The organism is Sphingobacterium sp. Lzh-3, from assembly GCF_046764375.1.
Lineage (GTDB): Bacteria > Bacteroidota > Bacteroidia > Sphingobacteriales > Sphingobacteriaceae > Sphingobacterium.
The window spans coordinates 1,259,116-1,280,712 of the sequence record NZ_CP177226.1; the positions used below are offsets into that span (position 1 = coordinate 1,259,116).

14 protein-coding genes and 1 tRNA gene are annotated in these 21,597 nt (G+C 39.4%); 6 read left to right on the plus strand and 9 right to left on the minus strand.

Going from position 1 to position 21,597, the window contains the following annotated elements; translation table 11 throughout:
- Positions 1 to 180: 180 nt before the first annotated feature.
- The gene (locus tag ACLCDV_RS05105; protein WP_317668222.1) at positions 181 to 1,557 is read left to right on the plus strand and encodes an MATE family efflux transporter; all 1,377 of its coding nucleotides are present in this window, start codon (positions 181 to 183) and stop codon (positions 1,555 to 1,557) included.
- A gap of 100 nt (positions 1,558 to 1,657) precedes the next feature.
- Here the strand turns inward: ACLCDV_RS05105 and ACLCDV_RS05110 are convergent, their stop codons facing one another.
- The 3 genes from ACLCDV_RS05110 to ACLCDV_RS05120 form a co-directional block, all read right to left on the minus strand.
- Complete coding sequence (locus ACLCDV_RS05110; protein ID WP_411973052.1) at positions 1,658 to 3,007, minus strand: dihydrolipoamide acetyltransferase family protein; 1,350 nt, start codon at positions 3,005 to 3,007, stop codon at positions 1,658 to 1,660.
- Positions 3,008 to 3,119: 112 nt separating this feature from the next.
- Positions 3,120 to 4,379, minus strand: coding sequence for a competence/damage-inducible protein A (locus ACLCDV_RS05115; RefSeq protein ID WP_411973053.1), 1,260 nt, complete (start codon positions 4,377 to 4,379; stop codon positions 3,120 to 3,122).
- A gap of 268 nt (positions 4,380 to 4,647) precedes the next feature.
- Entirely contained in the window at positions 4,648 to 7,278 is a 2,631-nt protein-coding gene (locus ACLCDV_RS05120; RefSeq protein ID WP_411973054.1) for a putative LPS assembly protein LptD, read from the minus strand.
- A 201-nt stretch (positions 7,279 to 7,479) separates the two neighbouring features.
- On the opposite strand from ACLCDV_RS05120, the gene ACLCDV_RS05125 reads away from it, so the two are divergent.
- The 3 genes from ACLCDV_RS05125 (at position 7,480) to ACLCDV_RS05135 (ending at position 9,983) form a co-directional block, all read left to right on the plus strand.
- The gene (locus ACLCDV_RS05125) at positions 7,480 to 8,280 is read left to right on the plus strand and encodes an N-acetylmuramoyl-L-alanine amidase (protein ID WP_317668218.1); all 801 of its coding nucleotides are present in this window, start codon (positions 7,480 to 7,482) and stop codon (positions 8,278 to 8,280) included.
- Between the two features lie 61 nt (positions 8,281 to 8,341).
- A complete protein-coding gene (locus ACLCDV_RS05130) occupies positions 8,342 to 9,289 on the plus strand; it encodes an MlaD family protein (RefSeq protein ID WP_088160402.1) in 948 nt (315 codons plus the stop codon).
- 349 nt (positions 9,290 to 9,638) lie between these two features.
- On the plus strand, positions 9,639 to 9,983 hold the full coding sequence (locus tag ACLCDV_RS05135) for a hypothetical protein (protein WP_411973055.1): 345 nt from the start codon (positions 9,639 to 9,641) through the stop codon (positions 9,981 to 9,983).
- Here ACLCDV_RS05135 and ACLCDV_RS05140 read toward each other — a convergent pair.
- The 5 genes from ACLCDV_RS05140 to ACLCDV_RS05160 all read right to left on the minus strand — a co-directional run bounded on the left by ACLCDV_RS05140 (position 9,978) and on the right by ACLCDV_RS05160 (position 15,164).
- Complete coding sequence (locus ACLCDV_RS05140) at positions 9,978 to 12,059, minus strand: S9 family peptidase (protein ID WP_411973056.1); 2,082 nt, start codon at positions 12,057 to 12,059, stop codon at positions 9,978 to 9,980. The genes ACLCDV_RS05135 and ACLCDV_RS05140 overlap by 6 nt on opposite strands.
- Positions 12,060 to 12,239: 180 nt before the next feature.
- On the minus strand, positions 12,240 to 13,706 hold the full coding sequence (gene creD / locus ACLCDV_RS05145; RefSeq protein WP_411973057.1) for a cell envelope integrity protein CreD: 1,467 nt from the start codon (positions 13,704 to 13,706) through the stop codon (positions 12,240 to 12,242).
- A 4-nt stretch (positions 13,707 to 13,710) separates the two neighbouring features.
- Positions 13,711 to 14,202, minus strand: coding sequence for a hypothetical protein (locus tag ACLCDV_RS05150; RefSeq protein WP_075991268.1), 492 nt, complete (start codon positions 14,200 to 14,202; stop codon positions 13,711 to 13,713).
- 51 nt (positions 14,203 to 14,253) lie between these two features.
- A complete protein-coding gene (locus ACLCDV_RS05155) occupies positions 14,254 to 14,556 on the minus strand; it encodes a winged helix-turn-helix domain-containing protein (RefSeq protein ID WP_075991269.1) in 303 nt (100 codons plus the stop codon).
- Entirely contained in the window at positions 14,553 to 15,164 is a 612-nt protein-coding gene (locus ACLCDV_RS05160; RefSeq protein ID WP_411973058.1) for a hypothetical protein, read from the minus strand. Before ACLCDV_RS05160 ends, ACLCDV_RS05155 begins: the two co-directional genes overlap by 4 nt.
- A gap of 149 nt (positions 15,165 to 15,313) precedes the next feature.
- Here ACLCDV_RS05160 and ACLCDV_RS05165 point away from each other — a divergent pair.
- Positions 15,314 to 15,395, plus strand: a tRNA-Leu gene (locus ACLCDV_RS05165).
- Positions 15,396 to 15,463: 68 nt separating this feature from the next.
- Positions 15,464 to 16,789 carry a trigger factor gene (locus ACLCDV_RS05170; RefSeq protein WP_075991271.1) on the plus strand — a complete coding sequence of 442 codons (1,326 nt, stop codon included), beginning with the start codon at positions 15,464 to 15,466 and terminating at the stop codon, positions 16,787 to 16,789.
- 388 nt (positions 16,790 to 17,177) lie between these two features.
- On the opposite strand, the gene ACLCDV_RS05175 is transcribed toward ACLCDV_RS05170, so the two are convergent.
- Complete coding sequence (locus ACLCDV_RS05175) at positions 17,178 to 21,557, minus strand: translocation/assembly module TamB domain-containing protein (RefSeq protein ID WP_411973059.1); 4,380 nt, start codon at positions 21,555 to 21,557, stop codon at positions 17,178 to 17,180.
- Positions 21,558 to 21,597 lie beyond the last annotated feature (40 nt).

A 21,597-nucleotide genomic window follows, 5' to 3' on the forward strand; every position in this document is an offset into this window, starting at 1 on the left:
TTCTTAGACCCAAAAGTAAATTTAAGATAATTTTAAGGTATTTGAAACATAAAAATTACTTAACAAAGTGCGGTTATTTGATGGGTGTAAATTGTTATATTTTTGCTAAATATTTTTTAATATGACGATAGGGTAGCAATATCTTCGTATTTTTGTGCCTATTTTTTAGGGAAATCGATTATGTTGGGAAATTTTAAAACATTTAAACCGTATTACAAAAGTACGATGGTATTGGCGGGGCCGGTGGTGATCTCACAATTGGGACATACACTGGTGCATACCGCAGATAGTGTAATTGTTGGACATTTTGCTGGAACCATTCCGTTGGCAGCAGTTTCGTTGGTACATGCAGTTTTTATGGTTGTCATGGTCATCGGGTTGGGAGTTGCTTATGGCATCACGCCGTTGATTGCGCAGGAGAATGGACGTGATAATAAGAAAGAATGTGCCATATTGCTGTCCAATAGCTTCTGGTTAAATATTATCGCAGGGCTCTTGTTGTTTGCTTTAGTTTACTTTGGTTCGATGTTGGCTATCGATCACCTGAACCAAGATCCGGCTGTGGTGAAAGAAGCGAAGCCTTATTTGTTTATTCTAAGCTTATCCATGCTTCCGTTGATGGTATTTAGTACTTTCAAACAATTTGCAGAAGGCTTGGGCTTTACCAAGCAAGCCATGAACGTGACTATTTGGGGAAACGTGCTGAACATTATATTAGCTATAATCTTTGTTAAAGGAATGTTTGGCATCAGTCCCATGGGGGTTAAAGGGGTTGGGTATAGTACACTGATCGACCGCGTGCTAATGATGTCCGTGATGATGACTTATGTATTGCGATCAAAGAAATTTAGGGGGTATATTCAATACTTTAAGGTGACATTGGTAGATCGGCAACGATTGCTTAAAATAGTACGTATCGGGGCGCCTGTTGCTATGCAATATGTCTTTGAAATTGGCGCCTTTGCCGGAGCATCGCTATTGGCGGGGACAATAAGTGCTACAGCGCAAGCCTCCCATCAAGTGGCCATTCAGTTGGCTGCCATGACCTATATGATGGCGAGTGGTATTGCTGCCGCTGCAACAATCAAGGTGGGGAATAGTTATGGTAATAGAAACCTTTTTCGTCTCGAAAGATTTGCACTTACTTCGTATCAATTGGTGTTGATCTTTATGGTGATTACAGCATCTTTGTTCGCCTTACTGAACAATTATTTGCCCTATATTTTTACTTCAGATCATGCCGTGGTTATTATTGCCTCCCAACTGCTGATTATAGCAGGACTTTTCCAATTGTTTGATGGTACGCAAGTTGTCGGTCTGGGGGTGTTACGTGGTATGGGGGATGTCAATATTCCAACCATTATCACATTTATTGCTTATTGGATTATAGGGCTACCAAGCGGCTACCTCATGGGGGTGGTATTTAACTGGGGTATCAAGGGAATCTGGTACGGACTTACTTTAGGCTTGTTGACTTCTTCGCTATTACTTTATCTGCGGTTTCAATTGGTGATCAAGAAGAAGAAAATACAGTTCGAGCAAAGTATGTTTAAGTAACAAAAAATATATTTTAGATAATAAAAATGCCCCAAATAAGTGTCTAACTTTTTGGGGCATGTCTATTAAGAGCCTTTTTTATGTTGATTGATTAGAATCGTTAGATCACTCTATTGCTATCCCAGTTTTCCAGGTAGTCCGCAACGCGTTTTAAGAAGGTACCTCCGAGAGCACCATCGATTGCACGGTGGTCATAAGAAAGTGAAAGATACATCATATGTCTAATACCGATCATATCACCATATTCCGTTTCTATTACCGCCGGTTTTTTCGTGATGGTACCAACAGCTAAGATTGCAGCTTGCGGTTGATTAATGATGGGAGTTCCCATAATATTACCAAAAGCGCCAATATTGGTGAATGTGAATGTGCCGTCTTGCGTGTCGTCTGGTTTTAATTTATTCGCTCGTGATCGTTGTGCAAGGTCATTGACACTTTTACTTAATCCGACCAAGCTCAACTGATCTGCATTTTTGATAACCGGCACGATGAGATTACCATTCGGCAATGCTGCCGCCATACCGATATTGATATTTTTCTTCTTGATGATATTGTAACCGTCGATCGAGATATTGACCAATGGAAAATCTTTGAGTGCTTTGCTAATAGCCTCGATAAACAAAGGAGTAAAAGTGATATTTTCTCCTTCACGTTTTTTATAGGCATCTTTGACTTTATTGCGCCACAAAACCAAGTTGGTAACATCTGCCTCAACAAAGGAACATACATGTGGAGAGATCTGTACACTTTTGACCATATGATCCGCGATCAATTTTCGCATGCGATCCATCTCGATGATTTCATCAATGCCATTGGTAACGGTGTGAACATGAGACGCTGCTGTGGAGACTACTTTGGGAGACTCCAAGTTTGTGCTTGCCGGATCCACCTGAATTGGTTTTTCTGGTTTTGACGAGAAATCCCTATGCGCGACATAAGTTAAAATATCTTCCTTGGTCACTCGCCCTTCTGCCCCTGTACCCTGAATACGGTCAAGTTCATCTTGAGACAAGCCTTCGTGACGTGCGATATTTTTTACGAGAGGCGAATAGAAACGTAGCGTATTCTCATATGGAGCAGATGAAGTTTCAGCCGCTACATTGGGTAGCTGGTCTACACCCGGGATATTCATTGTTTTGATGTCTTCGGGAATTACCGCTGAAGGGACTGTATTTTCTTGCGTTTGAATCGCAGATTCTTCACTTTCGCCTTCAATTTCTATAATTGCAACGACCTCACCAACTTGGACAGTCTGGTCTACGGTATAGCACTGCTCTTTTAAAACACCTTTTACAGGGGAAGGTACCTCTGAATCAACTTTGTCCGTTGCGATTTCCAGTAAAGTGTCATCTTCCTCAATCAGGTCACCCGGTTGTTTTAACCATTTGGTGATTGTCGCCTCGGATACACTTTCTCCCATTTTTGGGAGCAAGAGTTTATATAAAGCCATATTTTTTAGCAATCTCGTTATAGAAAAACGAAGTTAAATAAATTGTGGTTTACTTTCAACAATTTAAAATATTATTCCTGAAATAACATGTTTTTTGAAATATTATTTTATCTTATTCGGTGTCTTGTTCTTTTTCTTTTACAAGCAACTTCCATAGAAGTAATAAAGCATTCATACGCGTACGTTCGATGTTGACAAGTCTGTCGTTATTAAATTGGAACTGCTTGGTTAAAATTTCTTTTTTTCCGGCAACAGCCACCCAAATCGTTCCGACGGGCTTTTCAGCTGTTCCACCACCCGGCCCGGCTATTCCAGTTGTTGCAATAGCATACTCCGAAGAAAAAGCCTTTTTTGAACCGGAAGCCATCTCGATCGCCGTCTGCTCACTTACTGCGCCATATTGGATCAGTGTTTCTTCTTTGACGTTCAACAATTGTTGTTTTAATGCGTTGGAGTAGGGGATAGTACCACCAAGGAATATCGTGCTGCTTCCCGCTACTGCGGTTATGGAAGCGGCAAGGCTACCACCGGTACAGCTTTCTGCTGTTGTCAATGTTGCACCTCGGCGGGCAAGCTCTTTTATCAGATGCGGCTCTATGCTGGTATCATAGTCTGCTATCACGTAGTGCTGTAAGCGGTGAAGAAGTTTTGTTTTAAAAAGGGCAACTTGGAGCATAATGTCTGACTTGTTCCTACTTTTGCCAGAGAGCCTTAAACGGATAAAAGCCAATGTGGGCAGATAGGCCAATTTTATGCTCGGCGGGAGCTCTGCTTCGATATCTTTTATTTCTTCTGCTAAATAAGATTCACCAATGCCACCGACCAAGATTGTTTCATGGCAGATAAATAGATCCGGATCCTGTTTCGCTAATAGGGGGAGTACATGTTTCTCCATCAGAAATTTCATCTCAAAGGGTACTCCGGGCATAAAAATAAACTGCTTTTGGTCCTGACGGACCAGCATGCCGGGGGCGGTGCCATAGTCGTTAAATAAAACCTCACAATTAGCGAGGACATCGGCCTGTTGAAGGTTGATATCGAGCATTTTTAGATTGCGCGATTCAAATATGTTGGTCACATGTTGAAGTACATTCGCATCGCGGATTAAGGTAGTCCCAAAATATTTTGCAGCTGTTTTTTTTGTGACATCATCTTTTGTTGGCCCCAGACCTCCGGTGATCAGAATAAGATCTGCCCGGGATGCGGCGTCTTTCAGCGTTGTTGAAATTGCTTCTTCGGTATCGGGGATCGATGTCATCTGAACGATATCGACTTCGAACCGGAGGAGTTGCTTGGCGATCCAACCCGAATTGGTATCAATAATCTGGCCGATGAGGATTTCATCGCCTATGGTAATAATCTCTGCTTTCATCTTTAAAATAATTAAGCGATCACATGTCTATTCTGAAAATGGACATAGGGGTAAATCGTTCTATTTTCTTAATCTTCCAGAATTAAACTATTCATGTACTACATCCTAAAAATGAAAATTTAACAGTGGACGATTCAGGATATAAACTTACATAAAATTGCGGCTCAACGAAATGATTAATATGTATTTGATGGAAGGTATTTTCTGAAAATGAACTGCAGGTTCTTTCTGACCGATCAGGGTATAGCTTTTAAAAAAAGCGGTTATTTTAAAAATAACCGCTTCCTGAACTAGCTCTTTTTGTGAGCTTAAGGTCTTGTAAGATTGAGGCCTTGGCCCGGATAGTCACATTATAACTCCGGTACTGCCCAAAGGGCAACCAGCCAAATGACATATCCCAACAATGCAGATCCCGATAAATATTGAAAGAAGTCATGACTACTTGCTTCTGTTTGAAGTCATATCCCGATTGAAAGGTTACCTTCCATTTTGGCGTAACACTGAAATCGCCATGCAAGTTTAAGGTGCTCGTGATTTGACTCTCCATCTTTCGCGTGCTGGAGTTGAACGATTTGGACATATTGAAACTGAAAGATGCAGCAAGGTTCCATGGAATGTTAAAGTCCACAAAGGCGTTAGGATCCGAGCTGATGCGCGCTAAGGCCTGTGCCTGTTCGGGCGTCATACCTGCACCTGCCATTTCTTTTCTTAAAGAATCGATATTGTTATTACGCGATTTTGCAGCCTTAGGATTCAGACTATAGTCAAAGGAAAGACCAAAGTTTGTCAGTCGAGCGAGACTACCGTCTTTAATGGCATAGCGATTGACGCGGACGCCGTTTTCATTGACCGAATAGGGATCAAATGCACCGTTGAAGTTTACATTCATCTTTTGGTCGAAAAAAGCCGTACGGCCGGAGAACGTAATTGGGGACAACTTTAGGGAATCGGCAACAAAGTTGTAATCTCCACTAAATGTCAGACCTTGGAGAATAGGGATTTTCTTAAAACCACCATCTGTGGTATCGGATTTACTTTTAATCTTTGCCTCAATATTATTGTCGATGGAGTATCCTATCCTTGCCGATCTACCCGATGAAGGTGATCCATAGAGGCCTTGATTAAAGATCGAGTATACATTTCTGTTTCCATATTGATCGTTATAATGTTGATAGAAGCCATATTTGGGGTCCGAAAAATCAGGTCTATAACTCAGATTGATTGAGGGGGTAACAACGTGTCTTATCGCCTGAATTTTACCGATTTTAGGATACATACCATAAATTTTGGTCGAAAGTCCTGTTGAAATCGAATAATCGTATGCCCGCCTGAAGCCCTGAACGGTGTCAAGACGTTGTACATAACCTGCTGCTGTATTGTCTAGGCGTTGTCTGGTACTTTGTAGATACCAGCGCTCGGTGTAATTGACACTGGTATTGAACTGAAAATATTTAAAGGCATTTAGTGATAAACTGACTGGAATATTGTGTTGAAAACCATTTTGGAATTTTTTGAAGCCTCCTGGTTTAAATAACATAGTATCCGTGGTACTTACCGAGTTTTGTGCCTGGAAGCTGTAACCCACATTGATGCGTTGATACCATTTTTGTTCACCGACACGGTCTTTGCTATCGAATGGATTGAAAGAAGATACGTTTAAGCTGATATTTGGCAAAGTCAGCTGTATAGTTCTTTCAGCTATATTCTGATTGTGTGTTAAACTGGCCGTTAGGTTTACCTTACCATCGGCAAATACTTTCCCATAGCTAATGGAGGAACCCATTCTGTTTTGCGCCAAGTTCTGATAAGTTGTTTGGTTACTACTTGTACCGGTACGGTTATAGAATGTTGCCGTACCGAAGTTTACACTTGCGGAGAAAGAAGTTCCTGGATTGGCTTCCTGACGCTGGGTATGGTTCCAAGTAACGTTAAAATCCTTATTGGAGCCATAATTTCTGGTTCCTTCAATACCTGTTTTGTTATTGGCATAGCGGATATTAAAACCGCCATTAAATTTATAGTTGACGGTATAGCGCGTGTTTATGGATGCTTCCCACGAACCTTTTGAATACAAGGAAGCTCTCACCTCACTGTCCCAATAATCGTTGAAGGCCAGATACCAACCGATATCGCGCATCGAAAATCCTCTGGTGTAATCTTCCCCAAAAGAAGGGAAGAGAAAGCCCGAAGCCCTTTTATCCGGTTTTGGAAAGAAAGCGAAGGGAAATGCGACCGGCATAGGTACTCCCATTACCACAAGGTAAGCCGGACCCGAAATAATCTGGTTTTTAGTGACAATACCTTTGGAAATATGGATACCAAAATGGGTATGTGGATAGGGGAGATTACAGGTACTGTATAATCCTTTATATATCGACATTTCGTCGTAGATATTCTTTCTTACAATATTGGCCTGGATATACCCTCCATCGACTTCCGTCATAATGCCGTAGGTATTCCCTTCCTGTTTTTCATAATCGTAATAGAGCGAATCTACTGTTTTTGGAGATTCACCATTTCCCATAATGACGATAGGGCGGCCGACATACTTACCCGTTTTATCGTAGATCCCCGAGGCAAAAATCTTTTTCTTGTTTCGGTCAAGACGGATATAGTCGGCAGAAAGCTCAAAATCTTGGTATTTTACCTTTGCCCCGCGATAGAGGTGGCTGATATTTTTTGCGACTTCAGATTTCTGAGAGTCAACAGCAATGATACTCACTTCCGCCTGCAAGCCACTTCCTTTTTTCTTGGTTGTATCAGTAACAGATTTGGTTGTATCCGCAGTTTTATTTTTACTGGTATCCTGCAGTTTATTGGTCGCCGAAATAGGATCTTTACCTTGAAGTCCGTTCTGTTTTAATGGAATATTACTTTGAGCAACGCTAGAATTGCTCATTGCAAGAATGATAAATAGTGTTAAAATGTTGATTAACGACTTCAAAATTAAAGACAAATGTTATTTTTGTGAAATAATGTTAAACTTCGAGAGACAAAATTAGTCAAAAAAGCAATAGAAAATATGTTAAATATCGTTATCTATTAAAGAAATAATATAGACTCATTTTGATTCGTTTATAGTAGAGCAAATAATTATTCAATGAAATCAGAATTAAGAATTAGAAAATGGTGTAGCGTTGTGTTGGCTACTTTGGGATTTTTTTTATTGAATTCTTTCAAATTAAACAATGGACAGTCCGGGCTTCCTGATTATCAAATAAGGACAATTGTGATTGATGCGGGCCATGGTGGAAAAGATACAGGAGCGGCTGGACGGCGATCTTTGGAGAAAAATGTAGCCCTTGAAGTTGCGTTAAAATTAGGAAAACAGATTCAGAAAGATATTCCAGGTATCAAGATCATCTACACAAGAACGACGGATGAATTTGTTGAACTTTATAAACGTATCCGTTTGGCCAATGCCAATAAAGCAGATTTATTTATTTCGATCCACTGTAATTCCAGTGGTGCGAGTGCACATGGTACCGAAACGCTGGTTTCAGGCTCGCATCGGTTGGGACAGCAGGATGCTGCTGTTCGAGAGAATGCTTCCCTGTTATTGGAGTCAAACTATAAAGAAAATTACCAGGGATTTGACCCGAAAGACCCTGAAAGTGCGATCATCTTCTCGTTAATGAAAAACCGATTCCGCGAAAAAAGTATACGTCTGGCGCAGATGATCGAAGGGGAGTATGTGAAAGCAGGTCGCTACAGTAGAGGGTTCTGGGAGAAAGGATTAGCTGTACTGGCGGAAGCTGGTATGCCTGCTGTGCTGACAGAAATTGGCTTTATTAGTAATAGAGAAGAAGAGAGCTATCTCTTGTCTGATGAAGGGCAGCAGGAGATTGTTGATAATTTGGTTTCGGCTCTGAAAATTTATAAAAATTCTGTAGAACGCTAAACAGATTTGCTTTTATGCTGTTTTAAACTTAAATTAATGATCATTACTAAATAGATTATTTGTGAAAATATCAAACGAGACAAAAGTCGGCATATTAGCAACAGTTGCAATAGTTTTATTATTTATTGGATATAGCTTTCTAAAAGGAAATGACGTTTTTAGTAGCGATAATACTTTTTACACGACCTATACGACTGTAGATGGTTTAACTCCCTCCAAACCTGTCCTGGTTAACGGCTATCAGATTGGGCGTGTTTCAAAAATGATTTTACAAGCAGATGGGAAGATCAAAACCGAGTTCAAGATCCATTCTCATTACGATATACCAAAAAATACAGTAGCGAGAATTTCAAGCACAGATTTGTTGGGAAGTAAAGCAATTGTCTTCGAAATGGGCAACAGTAAGGAATTGGCAAAGGATGGCGATTTTTTAACTTCAGGTGTTCAACCGAATATTATGGATAAGGTTGAACCCATTCAAAAAAGGATCGAAACAATTACCATTAAGCTGGATTCAACGTTATCGGTTGTCAATACTGTCTTAGACAAGCAGTTTCAGGACGACTTTAAAAGAAGCATTCACAGTATTTCCACTTCTTTAAAAAATGTGGAGGGAATTACTAAAGATGTCGAAGGTCTGGTAGGGGATGAAAAGGGAAGACTGAATAGAATCATGGCCAATCTGGAATCAATCACTTCCAATTTTTCACAAAATGGTGAGAAAATCAATGCGATTATGTCTAATCTGAATAATATTACCGATAAGGCCGCCCGATTGGATTTTGAACACACCATGAACAAAGTAAATGCTGCAGTGAATGATTTTCAGGAGATCACTGGAAAAATTAACAGTGGGAAGGGATCTATCGGTTTATTGCTCAATGATGAAGCTTTATACAATAATCTCAATAATGCTTCAAAGGAAATGGATAATTTGATGAAGGACGTTAAAGAGAAGCCTGGGAAATATATCAAACTTTCCATCTTTGGAAAAAAAGGTGAAAAGTAGATTTAAGCGATCAAATAGATAATATACAAGAAAAGCCTGCCTACAGCAGGCTTTTTTGTTTTCAGGGGCTGCCCTTTTGACGTTTAAATCTGTACTCGCTCCAATCCCATAAATTGGCCTCCCCGATTTATGCTTTACCGATCGGCACTTTCCTATTGCTAAGCTTATCTCTTGTTTTATATTAACAGAGTTTTTATTACCTTGTTACAGCGGGTTAACACCGGGTTAATAGGGGTAGACCCCTGTTAACCCCCTGTTATACCCCTGTTAACCCCCTGTAAAACCCCAGTTAAATCGAAAGTTGGTATTAATCAATGGTTAACAAGAGTATGGTATAGTATAGTATGGTATGGTATGGTATGGTATGGTATGGTATGGTATGGTATGGTATGGTATGGTATGGTATGGTATGGTATGGTATGGTATGGTATGGTATGGTATGGTATGGTATGGTATGGTATGGTATGGTATGGTATGGTATGGTATGGTATGGTATGGTATGGTATGGTATGGTATGGTATGGTATGGTATGGTATGGTATGGTATGGTATGGTATGGTCGGTATCGAATTGAAATAGAAACGCCACTCATTGAGTGGCGTTTCTATTCCGCTAAAACTGAAAACCAGACTCGCGATTTTATTGATCGTGAAAGTAGCTGGTCTTACAATCCGATAGTATGGAACTGTCTATAAGGTTTCTTTAAGCCAGGTAAAGAATTCTCTTTGCCAAACTTGTGCGTTTTGTCCGGACAGGACCCAGTGATTTTCATCCGGTAGGTAGACCAGACGGCTCTTAATCTTTTTGAGTTGAGCCAATTGGAATGCTGCCAGTCCTTGTCCGATTGGAACACGATAATCTTTTCCACCCTGAAAGATTAAGATCGGTGTATGCCAATTATTTGCTTTTTCAATCGGGTTGAACGCGGTATAGGATTGCTCATTTTTGCTATCCCAGTACGCTCCGCCCAGTTCGTGGTTGGCGAAAAAGAGTTCTTCTGTGGTACCATACCAGCTTCTCATGTCGAATAAACCGTTGTGTGCAATGAACGTTTTGAAACGGTTTTGATGCACGCCAGCTAGTTGATAAACAGAGTAGCCACCATAACTCGCTCCAATCGCCGCGCGACGTGTTGTATCGACATAAGATTCTTTGGAGATATCGTCTATAGCTGTTAAATAATCACGGATTGGCTGACCGCCCCAGTCCTGAGAAATGGCTTCATTCCATTTAACACCCCAGCCAGGCATACCCCTACGGTTTGGAGCGATAACAATATAACCTTGTGACGCAATCAATTGTAAATTCCAACGGAACGAATAAAATTGCGTCAGTGCGGATTGAGGGCCGCCTTCACAGTAAAGTATGGTTGGATATTTTTTTGCAGGGTCAAAGTTTGGCGGATAGATTACCCATGAAAAAAGATCCGCACCATCGGAGGCCTTTGTAATACGCTTCTCAATTTTGTTTTCGCTGATGCTTGCATATTTTGCATCGTTGACTTTGGTGACCGGAGTTAATGCTTTGGTTTTTAGGTCAAAGCTGAAGATTTCTGTTGCACGGGTAAACTTTGTGGAGCTAACGATTAATTTGTCAGCTACTTGGCCTACAATCCCGGTGATGTCAAAGTCTCCTTCTGAAATTTGCTGTATTTTTGGTAAGCTTTTAGCTTTGATATTGGTCGGTACTTCAAGTTCAAATAGTTGAACGGTACCTTTCGTAGCAGCTGTAAAATAGATTTTTCGATTGTCACTGCTCCAGATAAAACTATTGACCGTACCATCCCAATGTGCTGTTAGATTTAAACGAATTGAGCTGTTTTTGTCAAATAGCATGATATCATTTTTGTCCGATTCATAACCATCGGTCTTCATGCTGAGCCAGGTTAGGCTTTTTCCATCGGGAGAATAGGTTGGAGCAGTATCATACCCATTCATTCCTTCCGTTAGGTTGGAAGTCGTTCCGGTAGCGATATCATAGCGATAAATATCGGTATTGGTACTGACGGCATAGTCTGTTCCGAATTTCTTTTTACAGACATACAGCACGGCTTTGCTATCTGGAGACCAGGCAAAATCTTCGGCGCCACCAAATGGTGCCTGAGGGCTATAGAAGGCTTGGTCCTTCAATAGGTCTACTGGCTCACCAACTTTACCATCAATAAAACTCGCCACAAAAGGATGACTGAACTTACCATCATTGAAGGTATCCCAATGTCTATAATCTAAGTTGTCATAGATATAAGCGTCTGACTTTGGTAGTTCGGGATATTTATCCGTGCTGTGGTATTTTTTTACAAGAACGCTCTGGCTGAAGAGTATTTGCTTACCATCAGGAGAAAATTTGACATTTTCTAAGGCGATATCGCCATTTGTCAATTGAAGTGCTTCACCCTTAGATAGGTTCTTCTTCCATAACTGCCCCTTTAACAAATAAATTACGTCGCCATTTGGTTCGATCTTTACGACTGTTTCACCGCCTTTCTGATCGGTGAACTGCTGGTTGGTACCATTGATCAGAGAAATCGTATATAGATTTTTTTCACTTGAATTGCTTTCCAAATTATAATTGGAAACACCATATACCAATGTTTTGCCATCTGCAGAAAGTCCTTCGGCCGAAACACGACCAAGATCCCAAAGTGTACTTGGGTTGATCGGTTGTGGCGATTCCGACACTAATTTAAAATTGCTTTTTCCACCTTTGCTTTCTTGCGCATTGCTTAGGTTGCACGCTATAATCGCTAATGTAAGTATTGTAAGTTTTTTCATCTGTTTAAACATATCTATGCCGCTGAAAAATTTCTTCGCAAGTTACAGAATTTGGTCATAAATGCTAAGGCAAGTAAAAAAATAGCCATCTCTTTCATGTAGAAATGGCTTATGAGAATTATAAATCCCTATTTTTTAAGTAATATCTGAATCAAGACCCAGTAAAGTTTCAGATGTTGTCTATTGATCCACATGGCTATTGTCAAATTGATACCAGTTTATTTTTGTTGAAACGCGCATCAAAATCGCCAAAATGATAAAGATGCCAATTGTTCCAGCGATAAGGGAATAATCCCGAAGTTGCATCAGGATATAGATAAAGAGATAAAATAAAGCCAGAATTGAACTCAGCAACAGCGCCGATTTCTGGTCTTTGGTAATTGATTTAATGAAACTGCCAATCAGCATAACTGTCGCCACGGAAGCGGTTAAATAAGCTAGATTAAATCCAATATGCTCGGAAAGTGCGAGTAGTAAGGTGTAAAAAAGAACCATTGCTGCTCCAATTAGAATATATTGGATGATATGGATCCGTTTTTTCTTGATCACCTCGGTGAATAGGAGGGAAGTAAAAGTCAGAATGATGACTAAAATACCATATTTGGCAACCCGCGTTGTTTTTTGATAGTTGTTGATATCTGGTAAGAAGTTAATTGTAATCATGTCCGTGTTATCCAATAGGTTATTTGCAGAGGCAAGTGTAGTGGTGGCAGTTTGTGCTGCTTTTTGTTCGTTGTCCTCATTTCCATTTTCGAGCTTGTTATCGAACTGATAGATTGGACGGGCATCGCCAGTCCATTGTTGGGGTAGCTTCCGACTGAAAGATGGGATTTCCCATGAAGCCGAAAAATTGGATGTTTCGGTATTACGTTTGCTCGGTAAAAATGCACCAGTGAAACTTGGATTAGCCCAGTTACCCTTAGCCTGGATATTTGTCTGATCACTAAGAGGGAGGAAATTCAATGATTTGGATCCTTTTAAGTTTAGCTTAATCTTGAAACGATTGTCCGTTTTCTGCGGATCCAAAGATACCGGACAGACTAAATTTTGAGTGAATAATTTGAGATTATTAAAGTCTGGATCGAAAGTTAACTCGTTACCATCCCAATTCAAGGATGGGCGCTTGCCTAAGCCTTTAAAATCCTGGATACCGAAAATAAGCTTGCTGCCTTTCCAGTCAATTTGCTCATGAGGGACCTCGAGTTTTTCTAGGGATATTTTGTCAAAGGAACCTTCTAATGTGATGTTGCTGTTGTAAACTACGGTATTATAAATACCTCTAGCTAGATGTTGTGGCGTTATATCTGTTGCGATATTGGAAGTTTTGGGTAAGACAAATATCCATTTCAGCTCTTCTCTAAGGTTAGATTTCTCGGCTTTTTCGGCAGAAAGTGGGATAGTCTCGCGATAGGGGATGGCGAGTACAGGGCTTGAGACAACCTGGTCCTTTCCCCAATTTAATGTAATTCCGTCCGATACTTCCTGTTCGCGGTTTTTCCGCTCTTCAATCAAGTCGCTGATTAAGGCTAGCGGAATAAGTAGTATGAGGGAAAGAAAGAAAATGACAAATAGCTTTAGTACAGTAGAATTACTGATTTTCTCAAAAATTGAGGTTTGCTCTGTCGGAGATGAATTGTTGTAGTCCATGATTTTAGCGGTTTAAGTTAAGTTGAATGTTTTTGCTGTATAAGGCAATTTGAAGCTCCGTTAATTGCCAATGAAGGATTTCTTTAAATTCTAAATGATGAAAGCTCTGGAGCGATCGCCCCTTTTGAAAATGTTTTTTGTAATAACCGAAGTATTCAGGAAATAAGGTACCGCCAATAAAAATCATTGCCATGAGATACAGACTCATCTTTCCATTACCAAGCAAAAGGAATTGCATGGCAATTTCATCTTGTATCTCTGTTCCGGTTTCAGTCAGGATATGAAAGACATCGTGATTTTCCAGTTTGGGCATGACATCGAAACCTTTACTTTCATAAAAGAGGCCCAAATTATAGCCGATGCTTCCAATGGGGTAGGTCATGAAATCTGCTTTAGAGATTCCCCAGGCTTTTTTGTTCCATTTAAAGATGTTTGCATATACTTTGGAGGACCAATTGTAGAGATGCAGCATCAGTTTCAGTCTAATTCCTTTCATTTAATTACGTTTTAAAAGTACTTTGGTTTTCAAAGTAAATGAATAAAAAAATTATTTGTATTGCTGTTTTATTAAATTTTCAAGTGCAATAAGATGATTTTCAAAGGCTTTAAGTCCTTTTGTTGTTCTTTTGTATCTGGTGTTCGGCTTCCGGTCGACAAAGCTCTTTTCGACAATAATGTATTCTTCTTTTTCCAAAGTTTTTAGGTTCGAGGCAAGGTTACCATCGGTTACGTCCAACAATTCTTTCAATGAATTAAAATCATATTCTTCATTGGCAGCGAGAACACTCATAATTTGGAGGCGAACTCTGTTTTCAAATATTTTGTCATATAAGGAAAGATCTAATTTCACGATTCGTACTTTTTGTAAACGATAAAACCATAGATGATGTGTAGTACACCAAATCCTAATCCCCATAATAATAACCCATTGTCCGGGAAACATATACCAATCAAACCCAGACAGATTTCCAGTATACCCAGGCCTTTTGCTTCGGCAAAGGTATAGATACTTCCAGCGGTCAGTGCCAGTCCATAAAAGATCAGCAGCATGGCCGCAATCAGCTGGTAGTAGCCTTGGACAAAAAACAACAAGGATATCACGCCACCCGTTAGTAAGGGGATTGAAACTGCAAATAAAAGAGATTTGCTTGTAATGTTCCAAATCGACTGCTTATTTTTTCTCGCCTTTTTACGTGCCATTAGCCAGCCGGTCACCAGGGATGATAAGAGGACGATGAGCGCAATCATTAAAAACAGTAGGGGCCTATTCAGATTTTGGCCCAAGAGTAGAGCGGTACTTTCGGGTTGGTGTATAATATAGTATCCCAATAGCGTTCCCACCAACGCATAACAGCCCATGAGTACACCTGATAATCCGCTTATTGAAACAAATTTGGACGATTTTTCCATTAATGATCTGATCTGCCCAAGTTCTCTAAATAAATCTTTCTGTTCCATAAAAGTACTTTGATATTCAAAGTGAATGAATAATAATGAATTATGCAAGGGGTTGGGAGAATATTGAAAAAAAATAAAAAAAAGAGTAGAAAATACTTGCAGGATATAGGTTTGGTTTCTATCTTTGTGGCATCAAAAGAAATCCTAATGCGGAAGTGGCGTAATTGGTAGCCGCACCAGACTTAGGATCTGGCGCCGCAAGGCGTGGGGGTTCGAGTCCCTTCTTCCGCACTTGATGTCCTCCCGAACTTAAAACCTCGGGAGGATTTTTTTATGAATGCGATATAGCTAAAAAGAGTATGAATATTTCACACGAGAATGTAGATGCAATCAATGCGGTAGTCAACGTCGCATTAGCACCTGAAGATTATAATCCTCAAGTCGACAAAGAGATTAAAGCGCAAGCTAAAAAAGCAAAATTACCAGGGTTCCGTCCAGGTCAAGTTCCAGTGGGACATATCAGACGTACTTATGGTAAATCTATTTTATTTGATGAGATCAATAAATTAGTGAATGAGAAAATCACTAATTATATTGCTGAAAATAAATTAGAAGTTTTAGGTCAACCACTTCCTTTGGAAGATGATGCACAGTACAGCTGGGATTATAAAGACAATTTCAACTTCAAATATGAAATTGGTCTTGCTCCTGCTTTTGAATTACCTTTTACTGCTGAGACTGAATTTACTTCGTACGAAATCAAAGCTGATGAAGAGACATTGGCAGATCGTATCAAGAACTTGCGTCGTAGCTATGGAAAAATGACTAATCCAGAAGTATCTGAAGAAGGTGATGTATTGTATGCAACATTGAAACAAGATAAAGAAGAAGGTCTAGAAAAAACAACTTCTATCCGTACAGATATCGTAGAAGATGCTAAGATCAAAAAATCATTAGTTGGTCTTAAAAAAGACGATGTTGTTAAGATTGATGTTAAAAAAGCATTCAAAACTGAAGATTTAGCACGTATCTTAGGTATAACTGAGGAAGAAGCAACTGCTTTAGACGTCACTAAATTTGAATTGACTGTTAAGAATATCAACCGCTTAGAAGAAGCTGATCTTAACCAAGAATTTTTCGATAAATTATTCGCGGAAGGTGAAGTAACAGAAGAAGCTCAATTCACAGAAAAAGTGAAAGAAGAAGTTGAGAATTTATTCAAACAAAATTCAGATCAAAGATTACGTAATGATATGTATACTTTTGGTATGGAGAAGGTTGATGTATCTTTCCCTGAAGAGTTCCTGAAAAGATGGTTGAAAGCAACTAACCCTAGCATTTCTGAAGAAGAATTGAACGAAGGTTTTGCTGACTTCTTGAATAACTTGAAATGGACAATCATCGAAAATCGTGTTGTTACTGAAAATGGTCTTGAAGTTAAATATGATGAAGTTATCAATTTAGCAAAAGAACGTATCTACGCGCAAATTAAGATGTACAACATCAACGAAGAGCCTTCTGATGAGCAGTTGAACCAATTTGCAATTCAATTGTTGCAAGATAGAGAACAAGGTAATCGTTTGTTCGAAGAAGCTAAAGCTTTAAAAGTATTTGATCACTTGAAAGGTTTAGTGAAATTGAATGCTAGTGAAATTGAATACAAAGAATTCGAGAAATTGGCATAAGCGATTTTTAAAATAAAAAGAAAGTCCCTCCGATCTATTTGGAGGGACTTTTTTATTTTCAATACAGCGCGTCGCGTGTTGGCAGCTTAGACACTATTCGTTTATTGTTGTTCAGATCATCTAAAGATTGTTTGTTTAGGCTGTTATATGGCGCTGAAATACAAAAGTTCTGCTGATGGAATAGAGACGGACTATCAAAATAGGGATAAAGCGTTTGGGATAAGAGTTGGGCTGCTGGAGTTGAAAGAGGTCTGCTGGAGTTGAGCAAGCTCAGCCTGACTTGAAAGAGGTCTGCTTGAGTTGAACGAGCTCAGCTTGAGTGAGCTGAAAGAGGTCTGCTGGAATTGGAAGAGACCTGTTGAAATAGCCAAGGGACTATTCGGAAAGGTTAATTAACCTTGCTTTTCTTTGTTTCAGTAGGAGCTGTCGTAATCGTCTTCTTGCCAAAAGGGAATAGCCTTTTCAAGAACTCTGAGAAGCTGTTAAATTCCTGCCGATAGAGTAATCCGAAAGCACTTATATACTCGCCGTCGTTGGGGCTAAGAAGAAAGTTGCGTGTATTTAGGCGATTGGAGGCACGTAGGACCAAACGGCCGTCTTTTCTTAAATAAAACATAGCCTCGGCATCGGTTGAGACCCGATCTGAAAATACATTCAGATCCGTTAGAGCCTGACTTCTACGGTCGGAAATACCGCCTGTCAAAACAAGCCTGTCGTTGAATAGACGCAGTGAGGCAGATGCATCATTTAAAGATTTGATATTAATATCAAAGAAATTGATGTTAAGCGATTGGGCTATGATGTTGTTGATCTGGTTGAACGCTATTTCAGTTCCCGCAGATAACAAGGTATTGTTTACTTCTTTACCGAAGTCTGTTTGTGTACCAGGTGTAAAACTACGTCTCACGATTAGGCTAAGCGCTTGTTGATTGACATTGTTGGCATCTGAAAAGTATCCTTGTAGTTCATCTTTAACCCCGGGGTTTTGTGGAAAGTTGATATCAAACGTGATTTCCGGCTGACTTAACTGCCCTTTTAGGATCATGTCGGCCTGTGCCAATACACGCTCGGGGTTTTCTTCCCGGCCTGCGGCATTGTACAAAGGCGCTAAACTTGTTCTTTGTTGGTAGATGGCATTGATATTAATATTCGCTTCGGTTGGGTTTCCTGCCCATCGTACGGTACCGCCCTCTTTGAGATCAAAAATCTTGTTGATGTAATCTTGGGCAGTGAAATTGAATTTTCCACTGTTGATGATAAAATCCCCAAACATTTCAAAATCTCCCAATGAAGATATCCGCATATTGAGATTGCTGTTTCCCCTTCCTGATAATTCGCCCATACTGGAGAATAGATTTATTTCGGCATTCGGGTTTATCAAGAGGTCCATATTCATCGTCAGACCGTTGAAATCTCGTTTTTTTGTGTTTTTCTTCATTTTGGTCGAATCCTTCTCAATAAAGTAGATAAAGTCGGTATCTGAGATCGTACTGGCGCTATTGAAAGGGATATTGATAACAGTATTTTCTTCGGATTTAGCACGTATATTGATGTTCATGGCCGACGTTAGTCCTTTAAACTGGAAGGTTCCCGAAGCGTAAGCGGTTCCGTAGTAGACGTTATTGTCCTTTACCGTGGTATTTAATACCATGAAATTCTTCGTTTCTGCAGTTACATCGATATCGGGATCACTCAATTTGTTGAGATCTACAACGCCATCAATGGTTGCTACATTGTTTTTGGGATCGTATACTTTTAGCCCTGTCAGAAAAATTCGGTTATTGGTAACCGCAATTTCGTCAGAAAGTCGGTAGGGTGTTTTGAGGTAATTGATGACCATCGAAGCATTATCCAATTTTCCGGAACCTGTAATTTTGGGGTTCAGGATATCGCCTTCGATATCGAGGTCCGCATTGACCTTGCCCTGAATATTGGATACCAGGCTTCGTAAAAAGGGCTGGAAAACAAATACATCTGTGTTTACGAGTTTAGCTTTGAGATTAAGCTTATTGTTTTCACTTAAATGGTTATAGGAACCTTGTAACTGAATTAATTTATTTCCTTCCTCTATCTTGCTGTCTAGTTTTACCAGTTGATTCTCGGGGTCGTAGTTGGCACTCAGTGCTAATGAGCCGATCGGAATATTGTTATACAGGATAGGTGATGTTTTTATATTAGCGACAATAAAGGGTGCTTTGAATACAGAATTAACTTCAATATTTCCGTTTAAATTGCCGGAGAGATTGATGCCATGGGGCTTGGTAATACCATTTAAAGATGTTAGATTAAAGTCCTGAAATTTGAGATTGATCTGATCACTGACTTCGTTTGACAGGATGCCATCGATGTGGACTTTTTGTTCGTCATGGCTCAGTGTCAGTTTTTCAAAGTACCATTTTCCTTTCGATATTTTCAATTGTGCATCATTATTGACAAGCCATCGCTCTCTGTTGATTAAGATATTCGATGGATAGAAATTGATATAGGCAGGTTTGGCATGGGCAAAGCGTATGACGCCATTAAGATCCAGACTATTGCTTGCTTCAAGTTCCGACATTTTGATGTTAAATTGTAAACTGTCGTTTGCCAAGGTGTTTGAAATATTGACGTTTTTAATATAGGTACTGTCGGTAAAATTTATGCGATCGATGGAGGTCTGCAATTCCATATTCTTCAAATTGGCATTTTGGTCGACAATCAGGTGCGTTAGTCGAATGCCATTGTATTTGAATTCGGGTGCGTAAAAATTAAAACTAGCCGTTTGTTTTTCACTTTCAAATTTTGCATTGAGGGTTGCTCCACTGTCTAATGCAATGTCCTTTCGAAAGAATGTTGCGATCGGCTTAAAAGAAGTTATATTAATATTCAGGTCAAAGTCCTGGCGATTAAAAATGTTGTTTTCAAACCCGATTGCGGGAGCGTAGCGCATGGCTAAAGCTTTGAAATAAGGAACAATTGTATTGAGGTCTATTCTTCCTTTGAGATCGATGTGTCCGATAGCCGACTGCAAGGTTAGGGAGCGTGCATTTTCATCGCCTTCGGCAAGGAAATTGATGTTGCGGATGACGAATTGACCCTTAGAGGAAGTGAAATTGACACTATCTGATTTAAATTCACCGGTAATATTATTGATGTTGTCCCCAATTAAACTGGTGTGGAATTTCGTGTTAATAATGTTGATGGAATCGCCCTGAAAGAAGTTGAGTTTTTTTAGATTCGCTTGTTGGATATCAGCGTCCAGATGATAGTTGGGCTTGACAGACCAATCGATATCTGTGGTAAACTGTAGTTTTAAATTAGGATCATATATTTGCCCTGAAGCAAGAATCAACTGTTTCTCTGTATTTCCTTCAATTTGTATCTGTTGATAGCTGTAATTCTTGAAATTGAAATTACTAAGATCTCCCTTTATCTTTAAGCTCATTTTCTTAGGATCGGTACCTGTTCCGTCAACCTGTAGATTGAAGCCTGTTGCTCCCAGATCTTTTAATTTTGTTATCGTACCTACATCGAACTTTTTAGATTGAAAATTTCCCGCGTATTTTATTTCCTTCTGTATATCCAATAAGGCATCAGCTTCAATATTACCGATTGCAGTCGTGAAAATTCCCTTTGTCTTAAATTTATTGTATAATCCATTTACGCTGCCTTTGAACGAAAATTTGTCGAAGATCTGAACAATTTCAGGGAGTTTAAAATTTTTTAGATTGCCGAGATCGGTAATAACTGCATTTAAGTCTTTGTGCTCAGAATAAATTGCTATACTGGGAACAATAAATTTAGTTTTGTCGATATCTGGTAGACCGACGATCTGAAGGTTGCCTGCTAAACTCGTTTTTTTTCCGATTGTTAAATCGACCTGTGATGCGTTGATGGAAGATACAGTTCCTTCTAGATTTGCCCGCTTGATATTGACGTCAAATTTGACTTGGTGCATAGGCGAAGAAAAGAAAGCGATATCCTCGGAGTGAATACGGGAGTCCCGCGCACGAAGTTTTACATGGACTTTATTGATGAAGTCCGAAAAATCGTCAAAGCTGTTGTAGCTAAGTTTGATGTAATTTTTGAATGTAGATCGGTTGGTCGCCAACATAAGGTCACTGAGTTCAATAGCTGTGTTGCTTATTGTCGTCCGTGCAAGAAGGCCTTTAATAACCAATCCTTTCTTTTCGCGAAGATTGAACGTCTTGATGTTCGCTGAAATCTGATTGGAATCAATTTTTATGTGATCAAAATGGGCGTTAAGTTTGGAAATCCCTAAATCTCCAAAATCGACCACTTTGTTGTAATGTTTACGTTTATGGTTAACATAGTTAAACGCATTGTTCGTAATAACAAGTTCCTTTATATCGAAGATGATTTTTTTTGAACTTTTCTTTTTTTCTTTCTTAGGTGGGTTAAAATAACGAATTAAAAATGAGATGTTTGAGCTGTCCTGAAATTGCTCAAAAGTCGCTTGGGTATCCTCAATGGTTAGTTTGTTGATCACAATCTTGTTCAGTTCAATGAACTGAGAAAGGTTAACGTTGGCTTCTAACCTTCCTGATTTTAATATTTCTTTTCCCTCTGGACTATAGAGTTGAAAATCTTCTACTACAATCGATTTAAAAGGTTTGAAATAGATACTTTTGAGGCTTATTTTGGTGTTTAGTTCGTTGGATAAATAGTCGACAGCTTTTTGGGCAACATAATTTTGTACCGGTTTCAACTGTAGGGATAACGTCAATGCAAGCAGTATAATGAATATACTACCTAGGACTATTGACACTATTTTAATTATTTTTTTGATACTTTTGTATTAAAATTTA

Excerpts from the sequence above, each read along its gene's own strand:
- ACLCDV_RS05120 (WP_411973054.1), bottom strand. The coding sequence starts at position 7,278 with ATGAGCAATTCTAGCGTTGCTCAAAGTAATATTCCATTAAAACAGAAC.
- creD (WP_411973057.1), bottom strand. The coding sequence starts at position 13,706 with ATGGACTACAACAATTCATCTCCGACAGAGCAAACCTCAATTTTTGAG.
- ACLCDV_RS05125 (WP_317668218.1), top strand. The coding sequence starts at position 7,480 with ATGAAATCAGAATTAAGAATTAGAAAATGGTGTAGCGTTGTGTTGGCT.
- ACLCDV_RS05115 (WP_411973053.1), bottom strand. The coding sequence starts at position 4,379 with ATGAAAGCAGAGATTATTACCATAGGCGATGAAATCCTCATCGGCCAG.
- ACLCDV_RS05170 (WP_075991271.1), top strand. The coding sequence starts at position 15,464 with ATGAATATTTCACACGAGAATGTAGATGCAATCAATGCGGTAGTCAAC.
- ACLCDV_RS05135 (WP_411973055.1), top strand. The coding sequence starts at position 9,639 with ATGGTATGGTATGGTATGGTATGGTATGGTATGGTATGGTATGGTATG.
- ACLCDV_RS05140 (WP_411973056.1), bottom strand. The coding sequence starts at position 12,059 with ATGAAAAAACTTACAATACTTACATTAGCGATTATAGCGTGCAACCTA.
- ACLCDV_RS05110 (WP_411973052.1), bottom strand. The coding sequence starts at position 3,007 with ATGGCTTTATATAAACTCTTGCTCCCAAAAATGGGAGAAAGTGTATCC.
- ACLCDV_RS05160 (WP_411973058.1), bottom strand. The coding sequence starts at position 15,164 with ATGGAACAGAAAGATTTATTTAGAGAACTTGGGCAGATCAGATCATTA.
- ACLCDV_RS05150 (WP_075991268.1), bottom strand. The coding sequence starts at position 14,202 with ATGAAAGGAATTAGACTGAAACTGATGCTGCATCTCTACAATTGGTCC.
- ACLCDV_RS05105 (WP_317668222.1), top strand. The coding sequence starts at position 181 with ATGTTGGGAAATTTTAAAACATTTAAACCGTATTACAAAAGTACGATG.